Genomic DNA, 22,308 nt, shown 5'->3' on the forward strand with positions numbered 1-22,308 from the left:
ATATAGACGCTGCGCCGGGTCGCGTACATGCACATTCGTGCACATCGCCCTTCGAGCAACAATGTTGTTACGGTCCGCTACTCGCCGCCGATTACGGCCATCCCGCCACAGGTACCCAGCTGGGAATGGCCTTCCGCCAGGTGCAGGCGGTCATCGTGAGGCGTGGCCTGCCAGGGAGTGTCAGCGGCAACTTTGGGTTCGCATCGGTAGTCGGCAGGGACAAACGATCTTCAAACAGCACCAAGTTGCGCCCGTTTGGGTGCACTGCGCTCGGATAGGCGATCCCATCGACGTCGATAGCCGGGAGCGTTGTCATCACACCGGTGCTGCGCTGAATGGCTTCCACGAGATACTGCGTCGGCAGGTAGTTGAGGCCCTGCGGGTCGGCCGCGGGATCGACCGGGCGGCAGATGGAGTCGACGAAGCGGTTCAAAAACACTGTTTGAGTGACCTGTTCACGATCCCCGGTAAGGAAATCAACCGGATATGGTGCGCCCGTCAGATCCAGCACGACGATATCAGCGTCGGCGACGAAGGCGCCGTAGACCGCATACGGCGAAGTCGGAGAATGGCCAAAGACCTCGGCCAGGGCCGTTTCAACCTCCTGTGCTGCGTAAAAGAGCGGGATCCCAGCGGGATTCATCCGGCCTGCTCTTGCGAGCGTGGGCGGCGGTGGCATGATCTGGTCGACAGTGGCATGCTCCGCATCCAGTCCCTCGTGCGTCCTAGATCGGTAGACTGCAGTGCCAGCAGGGATGACGGTCCGCAGCGATGCATCGGATAACTGCGCTAGCGTACCGGCCACAACGGTGTAGAGCTGCGGCTCATGCTCAAGGAGATATTCCAGTACTGTGAAACGTGCCCGATGCTGGAGCACAAGGGTAAATTCCTCCCAGTCGGCGATGACCTGCTCACTCAAATCACCTCTCTCCCAATAGGTTGAGATCCACTCGCTACCGTCCAACGCCTCAACGATCGCTACGCATGCTGGATCATCGGCTCCGGTCAGCAGTTCGATCATCTGGTAGGTATCCGCGGATTGATCCCCGAACTCTTTGTGAAAACGGCCGGCAGCCGTGCTGGTTTCATACGGCTGATACAGCCAGCTCGCTTTCTCTAGGACCAGCTGAATGAGGGTGTCCAGAGAACCCGCCGGTGTGCGCTGACAAGCGAAACACTCCAGTGGACGCCCAGCGTCAACGGTCTGTGCCTCGGCGCTGTCTGCCACACACTGTCGCGCGGTTTGGCTGGTGAAGTGCTCGACGCACACAAGCCGCCCAGTCTCGATGAACCGCTCCTCCGATGCCATGACGTCCCTTCCTTCTCGGGGCGCGTGCGATCGTCGCGTCCCCAACAAAGCCCCAGCTCATGGTGTCTCTTATTCTCTCGGGAATCTATCCGCGGTCTTAGGGCCGTAAGTGCAAGGCCGCCCGATCCTCCGGATGGGCGCAGTTAGCCGTCGGGGTGATCAGACGCCGACTCCGATCCGCCATCTCAGATGAAGACTGGCCGGCGTCAACGTGTCTCGATCAAGCTGACGGTTCCCATCACGAGACCGCCAGATTCACTGAGACCGGACAGTTTTGCGTGAACCACTCGCCGTGTGCGGAGCGCCAGTTGACTCGGACAACGAATCCAGGTCGATCGGAATCAACAGATCTGACCTCTGCATTCCGCGTTCCTTTGTGCGTGCCAACCATCATTTGACGTTTGAGTCGGTCGTCGGCGCAGAAATTCACGTAGCACGGGAGTCCCGACGATGACGACAGGCGATCGGTGCTATACGGCGGAACGCTCTGCGCTGTCCCGATAACTCGGTCCCACGCCGTCACGCTGACCTCGTAGGCGGTGTCCTCTCCCACATTGGCGACGTACGCATGGCGAGGGTCAGTGTCCCACCGACCGACCTGCCAGCTCACCCCCGGCCGACGTGCACTGGCCGTCGAATGAGGTTGCCGTTTAGACCGCCTTTGGTAGACGACGAAGAAGACGAGCAGGACGGCCCACACGGCGGTGACCACCGCTAAGACCAGGAACGGGACCATCATCGGATCCGCCACAAACGAATCGTAATCCGCTAGCCAAGGTTGGGTAACACCCTTACAGACGTCCGATCTTGGTAAGAGTCAAGCCGAGGGCGCAGCTTGTGCGCATTGACCGTGTGCCGTCGAGCTATGTTCGGCAGATGCGCATCGACCTCATGGCGATCGTTGTGGAGGAGTACGACCCCGCCATCGCATTCTTCGTTGACTTGCTTGGGTTCGAGCTGGTCGAGGACTCACCGGCTTTGACCAATGACGGCCGCCCGAAACGCTGGGTCGTGGTCCGTCCGCCCAGGGCCCAAACTGGCATCCTGCTCGCCCGTGCAGACAGTGATACGCAAGCCGCTGCGATCGGGCAGCAATTCGCGGGCCGCGTCGGGTTCTTCTTGCGGGTCGATGATTTTCAGGTCGCATATGACCGGATGGTCTGCGGCGGAGTTGAATTCGTGACCGAGCCCCGCGCAGAGCCGTATGGACGTGTCGCGGTCTTCCTCGACATCGCCGGGAACCGATGGGACCTCCTTGGACCGGATCGGTCATAGCCAACGGTGGCGTCCCACGCCGCGACTTGTCCTGGTGGAAGTCCGGCGGCGCGCACACCACCACCTCGTGGCCAGCGTCTTTGAGTGCGACGGCTAGGGCCACCATTGGCTGAGCCTCGCCTCGTGAACCGATCGTCGATAATACTGCGCGCATCCTGATCTGCTGCTATCTCGTCAAAAGTGTTGCCGGACAGCAAGTCTGCACCAATGAGGGGGCCTTGCGGCAAGACCACCCAGCCGGTGCATACTGAAAGGGGAGGCGTCGCGCGCTGCGACCGTGAGGTCGGCCTCCCCCATCAACGGTGCGCAATCAACGAGCACACGCTGTCCGTCTTGGGCTACGCCCGATCGTCTGTCGAGTCTGAAAGCAACCAGTCTGCAGGCCGCCGACAGTAGACCCACCACACGCTGTGATCGATCGGTCCGACCCCTCGGCGATGGGCGCGAAAGCGTGCTGCCAACCTCTGGTGCACGAGGGCAAATGTGAGCAATGTCATGACCTGTGAGCTTGAGGAAAATTCTTTCCTGACCCGCCTGGATATCGCGGCCAGGCGGGCCTACCTTCGGTCTCCGAGCGGATATCGGCCCGCCGCAAGGAGATCCAATGCCTCAGGACGTCCCAATACATTTGGCAGGAAATAACATTCCCGTCGCCGAAGAAGCGACGCTTGTACCCAGTCGTATCGTCGGTCAAATCCCCGACGGACTGTCCGGAACGTTCATCCGCAACGGCCCGAACGCGCGCACCGGCCATTCGCCACACTGGTTCGCCGGCGACGGCATGGTGCACGCGGTCTGCCTGCGCGACGGCAACGCCACCTGGTACCGCAACCGTTTCATCCGCACCCCGCTCTACAAAAACCCCACTCAGTCGCGCTACGCGCTGGCCCTCGACCCGCAAACCGGGGACATCGACTATCGCGTGAACACTGCCAACACCCATATCGTTGAACATGCCGGCCGCCTACTCGCGCTGGAAGAAGGTGGCCTGCCCTACGCACTCACCGCACTGTTGGACACCGTTGGCCCATACACGTTCGACGGGGCATTGAAGGGCCCGATGACCGCCCACCCGAAATCCTGCCCATTGACCGGAGACCTGCTGTTCTTCGGGTATCGCCTACGCCCACCCTTTCTGACCTACTACCGCGCCGACTCCCAGGGCATTCTGCGCACGTCACTGGATATCGATCTGCCGGCTGCGGTGATGATGCACGATTTCGCCATCACCGCCGAGCACGTCGTGTTCATGGACTTGCCGGTGGTCTTCGACGTTTCCGCGGCAGCCGCCGGCGCACCGCCGTGGCGCTGGGACCCCTACCACCAAGCGCGATTCGGTGTGATGTCACGCCGCGACGAGGCCGCTCCCATCCGGTGGTTCGACGTCGACTCCTGCTTCGTGTGGCACACCATGAACGCCTACGAAGCCGGCGGCGCAATCGTCATCACCGGAACCCGCGTCGAAAGTCTCTGGCGCCAAGGACCCGACGACGTCACCGGCGGTATGCCGACACTGCACCGCTGGACCCTCAATCTCACCACCGGCGCCGTCACCGAAACCCCTCTGGATGACACCGCCTCGGAATACCCAAGGATCTCAGAATCGGTGTGTGGGCAGCCACACCGATTCGGCTACACCACCAGCTTCGCCCTGCAGGCCGAGCCGAACTCATCCGAGATCTACAAATACGACCTGTGGAACGGAACACGAACGACATTTCGTTTTCCCCAAGGACATAGCTGCGGAGAAGCTGTCTTCGTCCCTTCCACCGATATTCGGGCTAGCGAAGACGACGGCTACCTGATGACATTCGTGCACGATGGCAGCGACGCCACCAGTTACCTTGTGATTCTCGACGCCGCAGACCCGCTCACCAGGCCAATCGCCGAGATCCACCTACCAGTACGCATACCCAACGGCTTCCACGGCAACTGGATCCCTTCCCGCGCTATCGGTGCATGAGAATTCCCATGAACAGGGCCAAACGGTGACGCTCCCACGCCCCACCAACATCACGGTTGGTCATGCGTCCGGGACCGGCCGTGTCGGTCCCGGACAACAACCGAGCAGTACTTTGCCAGGTTGGGCGCCCACCCCGGTGGGTCATTTCACGAGACCCCCAGAGGGTCAATTTTCAGAGACCGTTGACAGGCTGCGTGTCCCGAGTGCGAGGACCGCAGAATATGAGCCTCTCCGTGTTCGTTATCCCTGTTGTGGGACAACTCATTTCGTTGTCGTATGTGAAGCTCCCGGTTGTGGCCCGCTGCCCTTCTGTATTGCTCGGCGCCGCAACTTTGTTCGATAAAGTGCGGAGCAGTTGCTGCAGCTTTGCGCGATGTATCAGATGAATCACACCAGGGGCAGCCGCCAGTCTGGGCTGTCGCGGGTGTTGAGTGCCGCTCCCCCGGTGGGGGATTCGTCATGGCTTCTTGACTCCACGCAGGACCGCATGGCACGGCACCGTCGCAGTCAACCCTTGTACTAGGCACTGCGGCCGTCGATCTAGCGCTAGCTGCGGTCAGGTCTGGTCTTTGCGGGGTCGGCTGGGCGGCGGCGTGAATCCTTCGGGCCATCTCGTCGTCGCGTTGTAGTAAATGTTTCCCAAGTCCGTACGCGCCAAGGTCGCGCCGATCAAGTTCGCGTCGGAAAGGTCTGCGGCATAGAGTTTTGCGCCGGTCAAATTTGTCTGATCTAAGGACGAGTAGTAGAGGTTCGCGATGCTCAAGTCGGCGCCGGTCAGATTCGCATCGGTGAACTTCGCCGCATTCAGGTTGGCCATCAGCAGGCCAGCGTCGACGAGGCTTGCAGATGGCAACCATGCGCCGACCAGGTACGACGCGTTTAGCAGCACCCCGTCGAGGTATGCCCTCGTCAGTATCACGTTGGCCAAGCAGGTGGTCTGGAGGTCGATTCTCTCGAATTGCGGTGCCGCACGATCACGGCGTCCTATTACCGCCAGGGCGGCTTGAACGTCGGCCAGCGGGACTGACAAGGCGTTGCATTTGTCTGCTGGCCCGGCGTGCGTGCGGATGTAGGCACTGAGTACTTCGAAGATCACACTGCGGTCTGCTGGCGAATCTCGGGTGAGACGTTCCAACGAGTAGATGCCGCCTAGCCGGATATCAAGCTTGTCGGAGCCGAGCTGTTCAACGGCCTTCGTGAATCGGTCAGTGACCTGGCCCTGCTCGGACAGGGCGTACTGCTTTTGAGTGGAACCCAGGGATTGAGCGGAGAACCACAATGCTGCGACAGCGGTGAGTGCCGTGGCTATCGCAGCGAGCCTCGGCCAGCCGCTCCAGCCAAACAGCCGGTTCACTCCCCGCCGGACGGAAGCCATCGTGCGTTGCCGGCGGCTCGCAGGTGGCGCTGGTCGCCTCAGCCGCAGACGCTGTTGGCCGCGAGAGAGCCGACCGGCAGCAGCCTGATCGCGAGGTTCACGTGATGCCGCCGGCAACGGGCTCATACCTATCAATCATCAGTCGGGCACGGCCAAACACACGAGTAGCGGACTACCCGTGTCGCGTGAGCATCCACCTCGAGCTCCGATAGCCAACCGGTCCGCAGCGGGATCGACCGGTTGGCAGCGACGCGGTTTCTGTCGTTGCCGTGAGCAAATCCGGGCAGCCATCGACGCCGCCACATTCGAGCTAGGTCGAATGTCGCTGCTGCGGCGCGATTTGCGATGATGGAGTGGGCGATATCGCTTCCTCGGGGGGAGGTTCACGTGAGTGCGGTACAGAGCCTGCCGAATGCGCCAGTTCTGCTGTACGACGGTGTGTGCGGGGTCTGCAATAGCGCGGTGCGCGCCATTCTTCGGTTCGACCGTGATGGAACGCTGCGATTCGCCTCTCTGGGCAGTGACTTCGCTCGCGACATCAGGTCCCGCCACCATCAGCTAGAGGGCGTCGATTCCGCTGTCTACGTCCGCAACGCGGGACAGCCTGACGAGACCGTGGATATCCGGTCTGCAGCGCTGCTGCAGGTCGCTGCCTACCTCGGAGGGTGGTGGAAATTGGCGCTGGCGGCATACGTGATTCCGCCGGCGGTGCGCGATCGGCTTTATGAGCGCTTCGCGGCTTTCCGTTACCGCATCGGCGGCCAGCATCACACCTGTCCCATCCCGACAGCCGAGGCGCGCACTCGTTTCCTCGATGCGACTTACCAGCTGGAAACGCTGATCAGCACTGGCACAGTTCTCTCTGACTATCGTGGCAAGCTCGGTTAGGTATCTCGATGCGCTTGCCCGTCTTGCCCTTACCGCTGTGGGTCGCGCGCGCCGCCCTGGGTGCTCGACGTCGTGTCTTTGATCTCGCTGATGCCGCGGTGCCCGGAGAATTCGCGCTGTTCTTCGATGTGACGATGGGGCTGCAGAAGCTGAAGATCGCCGGCGTGCTGGTCTCCTCCGGGCTCGCCGATGCCCTCGGCAAGAGTTCGCGTGATCCCGTCGACCTCGCAAACCAATTGGACCTGGACCCTGACGTGACGGTCAGAATCGTCAACGCCGCGATCGCCTCGCGGCTGATGCAGCTGGACCGTCACGGCCGTGTGCGCCTGACGAGTCTCGGCGCCCCGCTGCGCCGAGAACACCCCAAATCGATCGCGTCCTGGGCTGCCTACTTCGCGCACCCTGACACCGCGGCCGCCTATGCACACCTCGACGCCCAGCTGCGCGAGGGAGCCCCAACCTCGGGATATCAAAAGGCATTCGGCAAGTCGCTGTGGGAGTACTTAGACGATCGCCCCGATATGAGAGCCACGTTCGCCGACGCGATGCGCCAGCTGTCCGAGTTCGACCTTGCCGGAATCGTGCGGACCTATCCATGGCCAAGACGCGGAACCATCTGCGACATCGGGGGCGGAGTCGGGCACATGCTTGCAGCCATCCTCGACCATCGGCCTGACGCTCGCGGCATCTTGCTCGACTCAGCCGAGGTCCTCGAACACGCAGACGCATTCCTGCGCGAGCGAGGATTGACCGACCGGATCGAGTGCCGTGCCGGCGACCTCTTCGGTCAGCTCGACGCCCACGCCGACGTCTACACGATGAAATGGATCCTGCACGACTGGGACGATGACGCCTGTCGCGAAATCCTCAAGCGCGTCCGCGCCACCATGCCGCCCGGTTCGAGGCTGGTCACGATCGATATGCACCACGGACCAGGCCAGCTGAACACGGTGTCCGCGATGGCCGACGTGCTGATGCTGGTGTCCTGCCAGGGCGGGCGGGAACGCTCGCCGCAGCAAGTGCACGCCCTGATGGGCGACGTCGGGCTCATACCCGGCCGAGTCCGCCACTACGGGCCGACGATGCTAGTCGAAGCCCTCGCTCCATGACGGCTAACGCCGGCCCGACGCAGCATCAACGCAGTGGCCGCATGATCTTGGTCGTAGTCTTGGCCGCAGCCGTCGCAGTGCACCGTCGCGGACTGGTACCGCGCATCAGCGGGGTTCTCGTAGCCGCACCCGTCCCCGTGGATGCGGGAGAGCCCAAAGCGACCGACCTCCCTGACGGCGCAGCCCTCGCGCTTAGCGGCGGTGGTCATGAGCGTACGCAGCCGTCCGGGTGCCACCACGGTTCGCGCGGCGGCGCCTTTGTGGGCTGCACGTGGTCGCGGGACGGATGCGGCGGTAAGTTCAGGCAGCAACAAATCATCCAGCACAAGGGTTTTGGCCTGGCTGGCGAGCATGGCGGCGAACCGGCGATAGAGATCGTCGCGGGCAGCGATGGCGTGACGCCTCTGGCCGAGGTCCGGTCCGCGCCGCAGTGTGAGATCGCGGCGCTGCCAGCGCAGAAGTAGAGCCGCGATCGACTCGGCATCCGCCGGCGGGGCCATCGCCCAAGCCCGAGCCAACGCGTGGAATTTCGCTGCGCCGCGCCAATGTTCGACGGTCGCCGCATCCAGGACGCCGCCGGGCGTGCGCGGATCGTCGATCGGCCCGTGTTTGGCCAGCCAGGTCACAACGGATAGCTGTAGCGCGCGAGTAGCTTGCCCGCGCTGGGCCCGGATTTGATCCGCACGGGCGAACCCATCGTTGAGGGTCGCGGGCACGACGAGCCGCCCAGTCCGCGTGGTCTCGGCGACCACGACGGCGCAAAGATCCTCCGGAATATTCAGTGCCCGAGTCGATCTCCACGTGGCCGCGATGATCCCGTCGGCGCCGCGGCGCCAACCCAGATGCACTGCCACCGCCGGGCCGGTGCGCCGGGTGTCGGGATCGGGCACAGTGGCTGAGACATTGAGAGTGGCGCGCGGTCCCGCTGGCGTGTGGCGGATGGTCAGTCGCGCACCGGTGATGTCGGCGTCAGCGGGCAGTTGGCGATGCTGCTGGACGGGCAGCTCCACCAGCAGCATCTGCCCGTCGGCGCCACGGCCGTAACGGAACCGGGCAACGACTCGCCCGGCACGCCGTTGGTCGCTCGCTGACATCTGGTTCCACACCTCGGGATCGATCCACGGAAGCTGAAAGTAATTGTGGTACTTACCATCTAAGGCAGCGACTACTGCTGGGGAACGTGGCGGGTCGTCGCGGCGGCGAATCAGTTGCACAGCAATCGTTCCCGAGCCGTCAAACTGGTGGTGGCGTAGGGTCGCGCCGGGTCGGGTGATGCGTTGCTGGCGAAGGCGTTTCACCGCACCGATATGCTGAGCCACCACGTCGTTGAAGGTGCACCAGAACAGGCCCCGATCCTGGACATAGGTTCGGTAGAGGGCTCGTTGCGCGGTGTTGAACGCCGCAGTTCGCGCCGCGCGTGGGCCTGCGGCCTGAGCGCGAACCTCGGTGATCGCTGCGCGCCGCTGCTGGCGTGCCTCACGAAGAGCCGACATCGCTGAAGTTTCGGCAGGACTGCGCCGAGTGCTGCGCTTCGACTGCCCCCGTTCGTCTTTGGCGGTACCCGACACTACGTTGCACGCCTCTTGGGCTTGGGTAATGCGCGCTTCGGCCGCGGCCACCGCGGGGAAACTTGACCAGATCGCCTGTAGATCGGCCTCATAGGCTAGGCGGATGGCTACCAGCTCTTCGCGCAACTCATGTGTGAGGCGCAATTGCTCGCGGATCGGCTCCGGCACGCGCCAGGTGTAGCGCACACTCAAGGTCACACCACTGAACGCCACAAACCGAACTGTAAGCGACGACAACGGTGGTATGGATAACAGTCGACGCAAGTACGACGCCCTCACGCTGGCGTTGCCAAACAGTGCCTAGTATCGCATATGCCTGTGCTGCGCGCCGGCGCTATATCGCGTCAACGCGGTACGTGCACTGTGGTGTTCGTAACTCGCCAGCAGCGGGGGAGTGCGCGTCGCCAATCGATTTTGCCACCGTAAGAAAGACGCTGGATCACGAGAAACCATGCACGCCAACAGGCTCGGTTCGTACCCAGGGGAAGTAGCGAGTAGCGGAGCTAACGTTCTGCTCTGGCGCAGATGTTCATCGGTGTCCGAATTAGACTCAGAAGGCCATCGGGTCCTTGCCCGAACAGTTTTGCCGATTGGATCTTCCGATTGAGCCTGGGCGTTACGTCGGAACGTGGATATCGGCACCGGGTCTTAGTTGATGCCAGCTGGAGGGCGTGCGTGCGCGATCGCCGCGGGACTAGCGATCCTCTGTGAACGAAATGAGGAAGCGGCGAAAACCCCGCCCCCGGCAAGGCTTCCACCGCTTCCCGGTGACCGCATCCCCCGAAGCGGTAGCCGTGTCTTGGCACCGTAGCACTGATTGCCGAAGCGTCGACTCGTTTTGAGCTATCTGCATGACGTGTGAAGGTAAAGCGCTCAACAAAATCGACGAAGACGAGGGAACGCCGGCACGCTACGAAAAGACCCTGCCCGAGCGACACGACAGCGTCCTGACTCGTCGGCGGGTCGGCGGGGTTACCGCGCGACACATGGGAACGCCCGGATCGCAGGCTTTCTGGCCGATGAGGCCCGTAGGCGCAATCTAGGTTCCCGTTGTTGTTGAGCGGTCGTCGCCAATCCCCTTGTGGCAGCGCCCGGGCCCGAAACAGAGGGTGCATCGCTGGCCGGCTCAGAACCGGTTTCCGAGCAGAGTGCAAATCACGACGGTAATTGCCCCGATGCACGCGCTCAGCACCCGAGTGTTTCCGTTCACCGCCAAATAGAGCAGCAGGTAGCGGATGGTGTAGTCCCATCCGCGGTTGACGATGTGCTCGAGGCGACGCGGCGTGTGTTCGTGCTTCATGGCGGCAATAGTGGTCGGGTCACCCCGGTCCGGTCGCCTCACCAGAGGCCAGCTACTAGCGGATAGTTGGGTAGTTGCTGGCGGGACGTACAGCAGCTATTCTTCAACTATGCTCTATTATCCGCCAGTGGCTACCCCGTGTAGAACTACCCTCACATCCCGGGGCTAACGATGGAGGTGGGGTTCCCTGCGCTCCTCGCAGCGGCCGAGCGGGCCGAGAAAAACAAGCGGTACCACCAGATGCGACGGGAAAAAGCCGAAGCGATCCGCCGGCGCCGACGAAAACTGCTCAAGGCGCGCTCCGACGCCGTCGCCGCGGCCCTAGAGGGCTACCGACGTCTGGACCGCGGACAACAGCCGACCATCCGGGTGCGCACCGGCTTCATTTGGCTCGATACACCCCGGGCTCCTCGTGAAGTCGGCAGCGTCTTGGCCACGCGCCAAGGCGATGTCGACACGCGCCCGCCGAACACCAAATTGATCCACCGTCCCGGCAACGCTCAACAGGTCTACGCCACCGCCATCTACATTGCGCACCTGGAATTCGAGCCCGGCGCACACGTCGACAATCGCCACCACAACGTGTTCGACCAACCATCCGGCCCCTCGTGGGCCACGCTCAACGCGCTCGGCGGCGGTGGCGTCGACACCCGTGAGCTCAATCTGCGGATGACCCGCGCCCTGCACAAGCTCAGCACGCACCGACTGGTCGACGTTGGTGCACCCGGTGCCGCCAAGCGTTACGACGCCTTCGAACTCAAAGACGAAGGCGCCTCAGGCGAGCGCTACCGCGTGCCCGGCGACGGCGCCACCAACGTCATCACCGTCCCCGCCGGATTCTTCCGTGCGGGCTGGCACCTTGTCCTGACCGCTGAAGAGCTCGCCACCCTGCTGATCATCATTGATGCCACCGCGCGCTTCGGTGCCCTCCCCCGATTGCCCGAAGAAGGAAACGGAATCGGCATCGCCGACAAGACAAAATGGGGCCGCTATGGAATAGCACCCGAGGCCTACACCTCGCTGCACGAACTCAAAGAGTTCGGCCTCATCGACGTGTACGACCCGGACAACCGCGTCGGAGGCAAAATCCCCGACACTCGGCGCAGCACATCCGACATGCGGACCCTTCGACTGATCTATCCCATCAAGGCTGACACGGACTACGACAACGCTTACGACGTCGTCACCAGGTGCCTCACCGACTCTCCGCTACCGCCGCGGATGAGCGACTAAATGCCGCTAGCGTCCATTGAAGCGGCAGGAGTCGTCGGCTTGTCAGTCCGACATAATAGAGCCAATGATGCTGCGCATGTGACTGTACCCCTGAGGGATTCATCAGATCGATCACCAATCGTTGCGGGTGTCTGGCCGATCTGATTGTTTGCGAGCTAGGGCTCGGGTTTGAGTAACTCATCCAGGCTGTGTCCCGCCGCTGCGGCTTTCGCCAGCCAGCCGCGAGCAGCGTCCGGATCCGGCGGCTTCCACCGTCCGGCGAGCAGCATCGCGAGGTTGACCATGGCGGTAGTGTTTCCTAACTTGGCGGCAGTCTCATACCAGTGGCGGGCTGCGGGCAAGTCCGGCGTGTCCTGTAGGTCGGCGAAGAGCACGCCGAGATTGATCATGGCGGTGGTGTTTCCCAACTCGGCTGCCGTCTCGTACCAGTGGCGGGCTGCGAGCAGGTCGGGCGGGTTGGAGTGGGTGGCGAGCCCTCCGAGGTTGACCATTGCATTTGTTTCGCCCGTGCCGGCCGCCTTCTGGTACCAGGCGTGTGCGGTTTCGAGATGCGGCGGATTCGCTTGTTCGGCCAGTAGACCCAAGTTGAACATGGCGCCGGCGTGGCCGGCGTCGGCTGCCTTCTTATACCAGTTACTCGCGGTGGTTAGGTCGGGTGGATTTTCCTGTGCGGCGAGCAGGCCCAAGCTGACCATCGCGTCCGCGTCGTCTCTGTCGGCGGCCTTCTTCAACCAGGCGCGGCCGGCGGCGGGTTCCGGCGGATTCATTCGGTGGATGAGTAACAGCCCGAGATTATTCATGGCGTAGATGTCTCCGGCGTTCGCCGCTTTTGTCAGCCATTCGAAGGCGGCATTGAGGCTCGATGAATCGTCTTGCTCGGCAAGGAGCATGGCGAGATTGACCATGGCGCGGGTGTTCCCCAGATGGGCGGCGTTTTCGTACCAGCGGCGGGCGGCACGCGAATCACCTTCTGCGACAAGGAATACCCCCAGGTTGACCATGGCGTCGGTGTTGCCCGCGTCGGCCGCCTTCTGGTACCAGTCGTTCGCGGTTTCGAGGTCTGGCGGGTCCTCCCGCTCGGCGAGTAGGCCCAAGTTAATCATGGCGCCTGCGTTGCCGGCGTCGGCGGCCTTCTCGTACCAGCTCCGTTCGGCGTTTAGGTCGTTTCGCTCGGCGAACAGGACTCCGAGGTTGTTCATCGCGTTAGTGTTGCCGGCGGCGGCGGCCAGCAGATACCAGCGGCTGGCGAGGGTGAGGTTGGGAGGATCCTGCAGGTCGGCGAACAGCACCCCAAGGTTGACCATGGCATCTGTGTCCCCCGTCGCGGCTGCCCTCTCGTATAAGCGGCGCGCGGCGTCCAGGTCGGGCGGGTCCCACCGGGTCGCGAGCAGTACCCCAAGGTTGACCATGGCATCGGTATTGCCTGCAGCGGCTGCCTTCTCGTACCAGCGGCGGGCGCCGGGCAGGTCCTCAGGATCCTGGTGGTCGGCGAGCAGCAAGCCCAGACTGAACATGGCAGCGCCAAGCCCCGCGGCGGCGGCTTGCCTCGACGCCTTGATGGCGACGGGAATATTCTCGCGCTGGAAAGCGGCGAGACTGACCACCAAGGCGATGATCGGTGGCGCGTTGTTAAGCGCCACATTCCAAAACGATTCGGGAATGGGGCGCAGCGGATGGTTTTGCCCGTCGTCTGCGGCCACGAGGTAGTCGAAAGGACGGTAACTGCGGGTGTGGTCGGTCAGGCGGCGCGTGATCAGCGCAGCGACTCGACCCCATCCTTCTTGCGGTGTGCGTGCAGCCTTGATGGCGTCGACGGCCTGTTGCTCGGTGGCGTCGAGGTCGGGTCGTTCTGTTTCGAATGCGCCCAAAGCCAGTGCAGCAAGGGCGCTTTCGGGGATGAGGTCTGGGCGTCCTACGCGGACCCAGTCGATCGCCACGCGAATCACGCTGTGGCGCAGCGGGTCGGTGTACAGGGCATCATCGTACCGCTTGAGCAGCTCGGGGGCGCCGGCGAGACGCGCGGCGAGCCCGAATTCCAGATCCTGCCCAGGGTAGGCACGGCCGGCGGCGGCCTGTTCGTCGGGGTCCTCCCCCGTAAGCGGGGCAAGGTCGACGGTAATGGCGTGCTCGAGAAGCACCCGGGTGTCTCGTAGCAGCGCGCCACCTTGATAGAGCCGGTCGCGTTGTTCTTGCCGCAGGGTTGCCAGCACGACGGTGCGGCCGCTGCGGGAATTCAGCCGTGACAGCAACGCTGGGGTGAGCGGATCGGCGTCGGAAACATATCGATCGAGGTCATCGAGCCACACCACGACCGTGTCAGGGCTGTTGTGCAGCCGCGGATCCGCAACGAGCCGGCCGAACATGCCAGGGCGCGGGAACAGCAGGCGGGCTTGGGGAAAGTGCTTGCGGACGGCTTCGAATGCGGTGCGGGTCTTGCCGGCCTTCGACGGGCCGACGAGCAGTACCAACTGGTTTCGGTCGGCTAGTGCCGTCGCCAGGTCGTTGTCGCGGGTGCGGGGCACGTAGGGATCATGTTCGCCGTAGGTTTGGGCATCGCCGAACGGTGACGGGGTAGCCCCTAATCGGTAGGGGTCGAGTCCTGCCACCATAGGAAGGTCGTCGCCGTCGACGACCTCGACGAGGTCGGCCAGCACCTCAGATTCAGGTGGCGCACTAGCGGCGTCCTGCTTCGTCGCAATTTGCCGCAGCGTGGCGTACTGCGCGAGTTGCAATAGAGGACTGTTTTGCTCGGCAGCGGCGAGTACTAACTCGTCGAGGACGATGTCGGGAAGAGCCGACAAGAATTGCGGAGCGTCAAAATCTAATTCGACTGCAAGCTGGTAAAAGTCCTGCCCGGTCGCTTCTAACGCGGCGATGAATGTCTGGCGGGCGTCATCGACGCGTCCTGGATAGGAGACCACGGCACGAAGGACATTGGTAGCGACATCCTTGTCGACGAACGGTCTAATGAGCCGACGACCGGTGCGCGTCCACCAGTCAATATCGCGGGCATCGCTTCCGGGCATTGATTCCTCGATGGCTCGAACAAACGCCATCGCCATGACGTCTTGGGCGGCCTTTGTCCTTCCGCTGAAGACTTTCCGCCACGCGCCTTTTGCGGCCTCGCTGCCGACCGCTCCGGCACCACCCTTTCCCACAGCGATTCCCGCTGCCTCGAGGGCCGCAAGAATGAGTGCGGTTGCTGACATCAGCACCATCTTAATTAATCAGCAGCCGTCGGCGAGGGCGGCGAGTCCGCCGTCGCCTATGAGCGGACATCGATAGGTCTCTGGAGCGAAGTCACCAAGTCTTGCAATTAAACTCGAATCGGGCCTGCGGCTCTCGACGATAGGAGCGGGTTCTGCGGTCAACGCGATCCATCGTGGCCGCGCCAGAATTGAGCTCTTACCCCGGTGCCGCTGACAGCTCCTCGTGGACGGTTTGCCAGTCGGCGCCGTACCCAACCCGCGACGTGAGCTGCCGCTTGTAGCGATTTGAGCACGGCGCCGGACGGCGGCTCCGACCAAGCGGCCAGAGCTGTCGACAGGGTGGCCATGAACTCGTCGAGTGTCGCCTCGTCGATCACCAGCAGCGCATCATGTATGCGGTTCGCCGTCGCGAATGCCGTTGCAACATCGCGCATCAACTTGCGCCGCTCGAAGTCGGTCGTCTCCAGGCGAGCAAACGCCAGCGCAGTGTCGAGTTGCCCGGAGTCGATGTGGTAGTTCATCAGCGCCGAGATTGCCGCGCGCCGTTCATGCTTGCCGTGAAGATCAGGCAGCACCCTTTCGGCGAGGTCGGTACGGCCGATCGTGATCATCGTGGTGATCAGCATGAGCAGAGTATTGTTGCGCAGATTCTCATGAGAAATGGCCTTAACAGCGTGGTGAGCCAGAACGAAGGTGCCATCGCTTTGAGGGTGCGCGTCTGCAGCAGCCATTCTCACGAGTGCCTCCGCCCGGCCCTCCGGCGACCTCCAGATCCAGTCTGCCCACAAAGAGCCTGTGACGTTGTTTGCCTCGCGCCATGCCGCCGCTGCTTGTGTGCTGCCGTCGTATTCGAGTCGGGCAGCGTTCTCTCGCAGCTCGAGGGCCGACATCCACCGAAACCAGCTTGCGTCGTCGGGCTCTCGCGCTGCGATATGCAGTCCCTCGTCCAGTAGTGGTCGCCCACGCTCATCGCCTGACGCGATCATGCATCGCGTGAGGTCGCAGAGCGCGGTAATGCGACTATTCCCATCCGCGATCCTGGCTACGACGCGCAATGCTTCGGCGAACTGCTCGCGTCCGGCCGCCTGTTCGGCACGCGCGAATGCTTTTCGCGCGAGACCGTCGCGGGTGAGGCAACAGCGGTCAAAATCGACAAGCTGGGCCGCAGCCGCTGACCACGGTCACTGCCGCAAGCGAGGCGGGCATACCTGTTTCCCGTTGACGCGAGGCCGGAGGTCTTCTGGTCTACCGACGACACCCGGATCGAGGCTGTGTTCCCGCACCCTTAGCAGTCCTCAACGGCCGTCCAGGGTGTGAAACTTACACGACTCACCAAGGGGCGGAGTATAAATCGTGTACTGGCAGTGTGCTGGCGGAGGGCACGTATTCCAAATCTGCGCTATTTCTCAATATCCGACAGCCTCGGACTCTCGGCACATTGCGGAACGGGCGTGCCATCGGGTTGGTGATGTCAACCGTCGGTTTCTGGCGTCACGATGCCGCGGTCGAATGCGTAAACGATGGCTGCTGCACGGTCGCGTAACCGCAGCTTGTCGAAGATGTGGCTGACGTGGGTCTTGACCGTCACCGCCGAGATTCCCAGCTCTAGACCGATCTCGGCGTTCGTGCGTCCTTGGCCTAGAAGCGTGAGGACGTCGAGTTCGCGGGCGGTTAGCTGCTCTACTGGAGCTTTCTTGTTGCGTGGCGTTGTCGCGCGGTAAGCCGTGAGGACGCGGCCGGTAATCGACGGGTCGAGGAATGCGTCACCTTCCGCGACAGCCCGAATGGCGCGAATAAGCTCCTCGGCCGGTGCGTCTTTGAGGATGAAGCCTGCAGCACCGGCGCGCAGCGCGCCGGACAACAGCTCGTCGTCATCAAACGTGGTGAGAACGAGGACCGGAGGCGGGTCGTTCGCACTTTGAATCGACCGCGTGGCCTCGATTCCACTGACGTGCTTCATGCGCAGGTCCATTACGACGACGTCGGGGTCCAACTGGGCTACAGCAGCTGGTACCTCGGAGCCGTCTGAACACTCGCCGACGACCTTGAATCCGTTTCTGGGCCGCAGCATTCGTCGCAATCCCGAGCGCAGCAGCTCCTGGTCGTCGACGAGCAGCACGGTGATCTCGCGTTCCGTCACGACGTCACATCCCCCACCTGCGTAGGGATTGTGGCCTGAACCAACCATCCTGGCGGCGCCGGTCCAGCACGCAACGACCCGCCAATCAGTTCGGCCCGCTGACGCATCCCGTGCAGGCCGGATCCGCTGTGGGACACGGAGATCGGATGTGATGCCGTGTTGGTGACACACACGGTCGCCCACTCGTTCGTGATGTCCACGCGCAGGTTGGTTTCGGCTCCGGGCGCATGTTTGGCCACGTTGGCCAGTGACTCCTGAACGATGCGGTAGAGACTGAGTCCGGTTGTTGCCGAGACGAATTGAGGCGCACCGTCGATCTCGTAGCGAATCCTCATTCCCGCGCGCCGGAAGTCCTCGATGAGAGTGGGGATGTCGTCGATCCCGGGCTCCGGTGCAGGGTTGGACGGTCCGGTACCTAGCAATCCGACGGTCAAGCGGATATCGGACATCGCTTGGCGTCCGACGCGTTCAGCATCTTCGAGCGCCTCGATCGCGTCGTCGATATCACGGTCCTGCTGCAAGGCGTGGCGGGCTACTGTCAGGTTGAGCAGCGTGATGCTCAGCGAGTGCGCGACGACATCGTGGATCTCGCGGGCGATTCGGCGACGCTCTTCGCTGGCGGCTCGTCCGGCGTGGGCTTGGCGCGCGTCGCGCTCGCGCCACAGCAGCCGCAGTTGCATCAACATCATCCGCCCCGAACACGCCCCCCACACCACGCCGAACATGTAGGGAATCCCCCAGTCGAGGGTGCCCGCCGCCGTCGGGACGGCCAGCGTTATTACCGCGACGACGGTGACCACCATGCTTGCAGCAAACGAAGCAGCCGCCGAAATCATCACCGCGGTCACGATGAGAACGATTGGTGCGAGATCTTTTTCGACAGGACGGGCCAACAGCACCGCGGCCGCCCCGATCTGCGTCGCTGCGTGCCACAAGGTCCGGACGAAACCCTTCGGCCAATAGTCGATCAGCTGAACGGCCCAAATCGCACCGGCCAAGACCGCGATCAATGCCGCGCCGGCCGCTACACGCTGGCCAGCGGCGAGACCGAACGATCCCAATTGGGCTATCGCGCAAATCAGGAAATACACGACCGGGTAGTCATAACCCATCTCGGCCGCGTGTCGGCGCACATAGCCCACCGCCCCGCCGATCACCCGCACTTGCTCAGCCTAGGACTTCGCCAGCGAGGAGACATCGTCCATCCCGACGATGGGTTCTCCACCCACAGTAGGAGAAATCTTCACCACCGCAGTGGGACGAATTCACAGCTACGGCACCCTAGCGTTGTCCGCATGACCACTGCAGCCGCACTGTCCGCAGAAACTGACAATCGTGACATAGATAGGTATCAGGCACTGCTTGCGCGGCTGTCCACCCTGTCCGTCACCCACCATTTCGATGCCTACGGCGACATCGAATGGGACTCCCCCGGCTTCGAGATCGACCGCGCAGATCCGCGGTGGGCGCTAACCTCGGATGATCCGCTTGCACACACGCAGTGGTACCAAAATCTGCCAACTGACCAGCGAGCGGGCCTTGGCCTTGATCGCACCGTGGCGATGATGAAGACCGGGCTCGAGTTCGAGCGCGTCCTCAAGCAGGGCCTACTCGAGTTCGCCGGCACGCTCCCCAACGGTGCCACCGAGTTCCGCTACGCCTACCACGAGGTCATCGAAGAGTGCCAGCACTCATTGATGTTCCAGGAATTCATCAACCGCAGCGGTTTTGACGCCGTCGGGCTCCCACTTTATGCCCGTCTCGGTGCACGGCTGGTTATCCCGCTCGGCCGACGTTTCCCGCCGTTGTTCTTCATCTTCGTGCTCGGTGGTGAAGAACCCATCGACTACGTCCAGCGCAAGGTCCTGCGCGACGAGAACGATCTACCCCCGGTACTCGAGCGGGTAATGAGGATCCACGTCACCGAGGAGGCCCGCCACCTCTCCTTCGCGCGCAGCTATCTCAAGAGCCGTGCGGCAACCCTCACATGGTACGACCACCTCCAACTAGGAATCGGCGCCCCGATCATCCTCTCGGTGATGACAGCCATGATGTTTCGGCCGTCGCCACAATTGGTCGCTAAATACAGCATCCCGAAAAAGGCGCTCGCCGCGGCATACACGAACAACCCAGCGGCCAAAGCTGACGACCTGGCCGCGATCCGGCGGGTACGCAAGCTGTGTGCGGAGGTAGGTGTGCTCGGCCGATGCTACCGACTGTGGTGGCGCCTACTCGGATTACACGACCCATCTATGACGACGCCGGCCGTTGTTGACAGCCACCGATTTTCGAATGAATTGGGTTCCCTACGAAAGGTCCTCCATCTGCGTCGTAAGCGAACGTGACCGCACCCGTCAACTGGTCCACATGGATCAACTGATCGGGGGGTCAGCTCACTTCCAGCAAGGCCGCGCTGACCATGTGACCGACCCATACATGGTGTTGCATCAAATGCAACGGGCGCACGGCTCGCTACGCCACCAACAAGTGACCGAATCAAGATGATCTCGCCAGGGCACAGCAAGGCAACAATGGCGGTCGCGCGCTCTTGAGTACAGCTAAACTGACTGCAGCAGAGGTAATTTCAATATCAATCTCTTGTCACCCGTCCAGCTGCGGTAGCCGGCAAACGCCTCCCAGCAATGGCATGTAGATCGCTCGTTCTCCCCGCAACAGTGAGAACGGTGCATCCGTCCGCACTGACAATGTGCTGTTCCGACAAGTACCTGGTGCGCGCCGAGCTCCGCACCGCATTCGGGACAGTGCGATGGACGGGGTTCCTCCCACCCGCGCCGGGTCTGCCGAAGCCCCATTCCCGCGATCGTAGCGTTGAGTTGAAGTTGAAGCGCCTGCGGCGCTGCTGAATGGCTTGGGCCGTCCCGGCCCAAGCCGATGTTTCTTTGCCTTTCTGGCTTTTTCGATTGTTGCCCGGCGGTTCGCTCGCGCTAAGGCCACGGCCTCCGCTTCGCTCCGGGCGCAAGGCTCGCACAGTTACCCGACGCGTTCGCTGCGCTCGCGGCGGCTAACTGTGCGCCCGGACCTTGCACTCCGCGCCCCTATGCCGGGCCAAATCTCAATTGCCAGAGGGCAAAAAGAGCAGGCGGCCATGTGAACGCCTGCCGTACACAGAAAGGTTCAACCATGACCGACACAACCAACACCGACAGCGCAGCCACTACCGCCGACCAGCCCATCGGAACGCTGGAACACCTTGACCCGATGCTGCTCGACATCGGTGACAATGTCCGTGACGACGCAGCGCTGAGTAAGGCGTTCATCGCCAGCATCGCTGAAAACGGAGTTCTGGTGCCAATCACGGGTGTGCGTGACGCCGAGCGGCCGGAAGTCATCCGGGTCCGGAACGGGCAGCGGCGCACCCTGGCCGCCCGTGAGGCTGGCTTGTCCAGCGTTCCGGTCTATGTGCTGCCGTCCACCGCTGCGGATGCCAGCCAGGAGACCATCGACCGCATCGTGCACCAGATCGTGACGAACGATCAGAAGCGCGATCTCACCGACGCACAGCGGGCACGCGGCATTCAGCAGATGATCGACGCGGGGCTGTCGGTGACCAAGGTGGCCAAGCGGTTATCTGTCGGCAAGGATGCCGTGAAGGCCGCTCACACGGCAGCACGGTCGGCCACCGCCATGGATGCACTGGCCAGCGGCCAACTCAGCCTGACCGAAGCCGCCGCGATCACCGAATTCGAGGACATGCCCGGCGCGGTCGAGCGGCTGATGAGGTCGGCGGGAGGAGCTTGGTTCGAGCACACGGTCGCCCAGCTGCGCCAGGAACGCGACACCGCCCTGGCCCGAGCCCACGCCGCCCAGCCTTTCGCCGATAAGGGGCTCACCATCCTTGAGCAGCGCCCGGATTCGTGGGACCCGGCCTGCATACCGCTGCATCACCTGGTGACCGCCGAAGGGGACGAAGCCGACGACACCGCTGTCAGCGACCCCGCCCGCTGGGCTGTGTTTCTCGTTGACGACACCGCTCTGTGCGACGTGGAAACCGGCGAGGTAGTGGACGAACAGAGCGTGGACTGGGAGACCGAGGATTTGCCCGACGCCACGCCCGCAGAGGGGCTGCGTCACGCGAACACGGTCACCGAGAAGGAGGTGTTCACCCCTGATTACTACTGCCTCGACTACCGTTCCGCCGCACTGACCCCGCAGAGCTGGTTCGCCCGGCAGACCGGACTGGTGGACACCGACACCGGCGAAGTGGTCGACTTGGACGACGAGGCCCGCGAGGCCGCACGCCAGCAGGCCGCGCTCGAAAAGGCCGAGACCGAGAAGCGGGAGCGCCGGAAAGTGTTGGCGCTCAACAAGCTCGGGGATGCCGCTATGGGTGTGCGGCGTGAGTTCATCAAGAAGTTGCTCGCGCGTAAGACTCCACCTAAGGGTGCCGGTCTCTTCGTGGCGGACTGCTTGGCTCGCGACAGCGCGTTGCTCACCAGCAACAACGCGCTGGACACCACCGCCGAACTGCTCGGCGTCGACAGCGGCCAAGCCGTGGCCAAGCTCGTGGCCAATCTGGCCGCCAATGGCGACGGGCGCGCTCAGGTGATCACGCTGGCCCTGGTGCTCGGTGCTCTGGAATCGCGGACCCCCAAGGACGCCTGGCGCAATAACACGGGCTGGTGGGGACACCATGTCGGCAGCAGCGAGTACCTGCGCTGGCTCGCTGACAAGAACGACTACCCCCTGGCCCCAGTGGAGGAGGTCGTGACCAAGGCCAAGAGCGCCGAGGACGTGTACGAGCAGTATTTGGCCGATGCGGTAAAGGAGTAACGCGACTGTCAGGTGGGGTCAGGACTTCGGTTCTGGCCCCACCTTTCGCGGCGGCGGACGGCATTTTCGAGGGGCGGACATGAAACAAGTTGCGTCCTCTGGCCTTTCGATTGTCACCGGCCGGACCGCTACCTGCAAGGCCCCGGCC

14 protein-coding genes and 2 pseudogenes are annotated in these 22,308 nt (G+C 63.0%); 7 read left to right on the top strand and 9 right to left on the bottom strand.

What is annotated here, in order from left to right; genetic code table 11:
• Positions 1 to 91: 91 nt before the first annotated feature.
• Positions 92 to 1,309: an RES domain-containing protein gene (locus SKC41_RS30175; protein ID WP_330981353.1), complete on the bottom strand. Its 1,218-nt coding sequence runs from the start codon at positions 1,307 to 1,309 to the stop codon at positions 92 to 94.
• Between the two features lie 876 nt (positions 1,310 to 2,185).
• On the opposite strand from SKC41_RS30175, the gene SKC41_RS30180 reads away from it, so the two are divergent.
• Entirely contained in the window at positions 2,186 to 2,584 is a 399-nt protein-coding gene (locus tag SKC41_RS30180) for a VOC family protein (RefSeq protein WP_330981354.1), read from the top strand.
• A 37-nt stretch (positions 2,585 to 2,621) separates the two neighbouring features.
• Here the strand turns inward: SKC41_RS30180 and SKC41_RS30185 are convergent.
• Positions 2,622 to 2,738 (bottom strand): annotated as a pseudogene (locus tag SKC41_RS30185) (glycosyltransferase); the annotation flags it as partial.
• Between the two features lie 450 nt (positions 2,739 to 3,188).
• Between SKC41_RS30185 and SKC41_RS30190 the strand changes: the two are divergent.
• Positions 3,189 to 4,547, top strand: a complete 1,359-nt coding sequence (locus tag SKC41_RS30190; protein WP_330981355.1) for a carotenoid oxygenase family protein — start codon at positions 3,189 to 3,191, stop codon at positions 4,545 to 4,547.
• Positions 4,548 to 5,103: 556 nt separating this feature from the next.
• Here the strand turns inward: SKC41_RS30190 and SKC41_RS30195 are convergent.
• Positions 5,104 to 5,901: a pentapeptide repeat-containing protein gene (locus SKC41_RS30195; RefSeq protein WP_330981356.1), complete on the bottom strand. Its 798-nt coding sequence runs from the start codon at positions 5,899 to 5,901 to the stop codon at positions 5,104 to 5,106.
• Between the two features lie 426 nt (positions 5,902 to 6,327).
• Here SKC41_RS30195 and SKC41_RS30200 point away from each other — a divergent pair.
• Positions 6,328 to 6,735, top strand: a pseudogene (locus SKC41_RS30200) (thiol-disulfide oxidoreductase DCC family protein); the annotation flags it as partial.
• A gap of 83 nt (positions 6,736 to 6,818) precedes the next feature.
• Complete coding sequence (locus SKC41_RS30205; protein WP_330981357.1) at positions 6,819 to 7,919, top strand: methyltransferase; 1,101 nt, start codon at positions 6,819 to 6,821, stop codon at positions 7,917 to 7,919.
• On the opposite strand, the gene SKC41_RS30210 is transcribed toward SKC41_RS30205, so the two are convergent.
• Positions 7,880 to 9,700, bottom strand: coding sequence for a hypothetical protein (locus SKC41_RS30210; RefSeq protein WP_330981358.1), 1,821 nt, complete (start codon positions 9,698 to 9,700; stop codon positions 7,880 to 7,882). The genes SKC41_RS30205 and SKC41_RS30210 overlap by 40 nt on opposite strands.
• 913 nt (positions 9,701 to 10,613) lie before the next feature.
• Positions 10,614 to 10,787: a hypothetical protein gene (locus SKC41_RS30215; RefSeq protein ID WP_330981359.1), complete on the bottom strand. Its 174-nt coding sequence runs from the start codon at positions 10,785 to 10,787 to the stop codon at positions 10,614 to 10,616.
• Positions 10,788 to 10,964: 177 nt separating this feature from the next.
• Between SKC41_RS30215 and SKC41_RS30220 the strand changes: the two genes are divergently transcribed.
• Entirely contained in the window at positions 10,965 to 12,020 is a 1,056-nt protein-coding gene (locus SKC41_RS30220; RefSeq protein WP_330981360.1) for a hypothetical protein, read from the top strand.
• 155 nt (positions 12,021 to 12,175) lie between these two features.
• Here the strand turns inward: SKC41_RS30220 and SKC41_RS30225 are convergent, their stop codons facing one another.
• The 4 genes from SKC41_RS30225 to SKC41_RS30240 form a co-directional block, all read right to left on the bottom strand.
• The gene (locus SKC41_RS30225) at positions 12,176 to 15,082 is read right to left on the bottom strand and encodes a tetratricopeptide repeat protein (RefSeq protein WP_330981361.1); all 2,907 of its coding nucleotides are present in this window, start codon (positions 15,080 to 15,082) and stop codon (positions 12,176 to 12,178) included.
• Between the two features lie 305 nt (positions 15,083 to 15,387).
• On the bottom strand, positions 15,388 to 16,119 hold the full coding sequence (locus tag SKC41_RS30230; RefSeq protein ID WP_330981362.1) for a hypothetical protein: 732 nt from the start codon (positions 16,117 to 16,119) through the stop codon (positions 15,388 to 15,390).
• 581 nt (positions 16,120 to 16,700) lie between these two features.
• Entirely contained in the window at positions 16,701 to 17,348 is a 648-nt protein-coding gene (locus SKC41_RS30235) for a response regulator (RefSeq protein ID WP_442931872.1), read from the bottom strand.
• A gap of 17 nt (positions 17,349 to 17,365) precedes the next feature.
• Positions 17,366 to 18,532 (bottom strand): sensor histidine kinase, encoded by a 1,167-nt coding sequence (locus SKC41_RS30240; protein ID WP_330981364.1) that lies wholly within the window; start codon positions 18,530 to 18,532, stop codon positions 17,366 to 17,368.
• 132 nt (positions 18,533 to 18,664) lie between these two features.
• Here SKC41_RS30240 and SKC41_RS30245 point away from each other — a divergent pair, with 132 nt between their 5' ends.
• Positions 18,665 to 19,714 (top strand): AurF N-oxygenase family protein, encoded by a 1,050-nt coding sequence (locus SKC41_RS30245; RefSeq protein WP_330981365.1) that lies wholly within the window; start codon positions 18,665 to 18,667, stop codon positions 19,712 to 19,714.
• 796 nt (positions 19,715 to 20,510) lie between these two features.
• Entirely contained in the window at positions 20,511 to 22,160 is a 1,650-nt protein-coding gene (locus tag SKC41_RS30250) for a ParB/RepB/Spo0J family partition protein (RefSeq protein WP_330981366.1), read from the top strand.
• The last annotated feature ends 148 nt before the right edge of the window (positions 22,161 to 22,308 follow it).

Source organism: Mycobacterium sp. 050128 (genome assembly GCF_036409155.1).
Lineage (GTDB): Bacteria > Actinomycetota > Actinomycetes > Mycobacteriales > Mycobacteriaceae > Mycobacterium.

What these genes read in the sequence shown, in the direction of transcription:
- SKC41_RS30230 (WP_330981362.1), bottom strand. Translation starts at nt 16,119, where the DNA reads ATGTCGGCCCTCGAGCTGCGAGAGAACGCTGCCCGACTCGAATACGAC.
- SKC41_RS30245 (WP_330981365.1), top strand. Translation starts at nt 18,665, where the DNA reads ATGACCACTGCAGCCGCACTGTCCGCAGAAACTGACAATCGTGACATA.
- SKC41_RS30205 (WP_330981357.1), top strand. Translation starts at nt 6,819, where the DNA reads ATGCGCTTGCCCGTCTTGCCCTTACCGCTGTGGGTCGCGCGCGCCGCC.
- SKC41_RS30250 (WP_330981366.1), top strand. Translation starts at nt 20,511, where the DNA reads ATGACCGACACAACCAACACCGACAGCGCAGCCACTACCGCCGACCAG.
- SKC41_RS30180 (WP_330981354.1), top strand. Translation starts at nt 2,186, where the DNA reads ATGCGCATCGACCTCATGGCGATCGTTGTGGAGGAGTACGACCCCGCC.
- SKC41_RS30215 (WP_330981359.1), bottom strand. Translation starts at nt 10,787, where the DNA reads ATGAAGCACGAACACACGCCGCGTCGCCTCGAGCACATCGTCAACCGC.
- SKC41_RS30175 (WP_330981353.1), bottom strand. Translation starts at nt 1,309, where the DNA reads ATGGCATCGGAGGAGCGGTTCATCGAGACTGGGCGGCTTGTGTGCGTC.
- SKC41_RS30190 (WP_330981355.1), top strand. Translation starts at nt 3,189, where the DNA reads ATGCCTCAGGACGTCCCAATACATTTGGCAGGAAATAACATTCCCGTC.
- SKC41_RS30225 (WP_330981361.1), bottom strand. Translation starts at nt 15,082, where the DNA reads ATGGCGATGGCGTTTGTTCGAGCCATCGAGGAATCAATGCCCGGAAGC.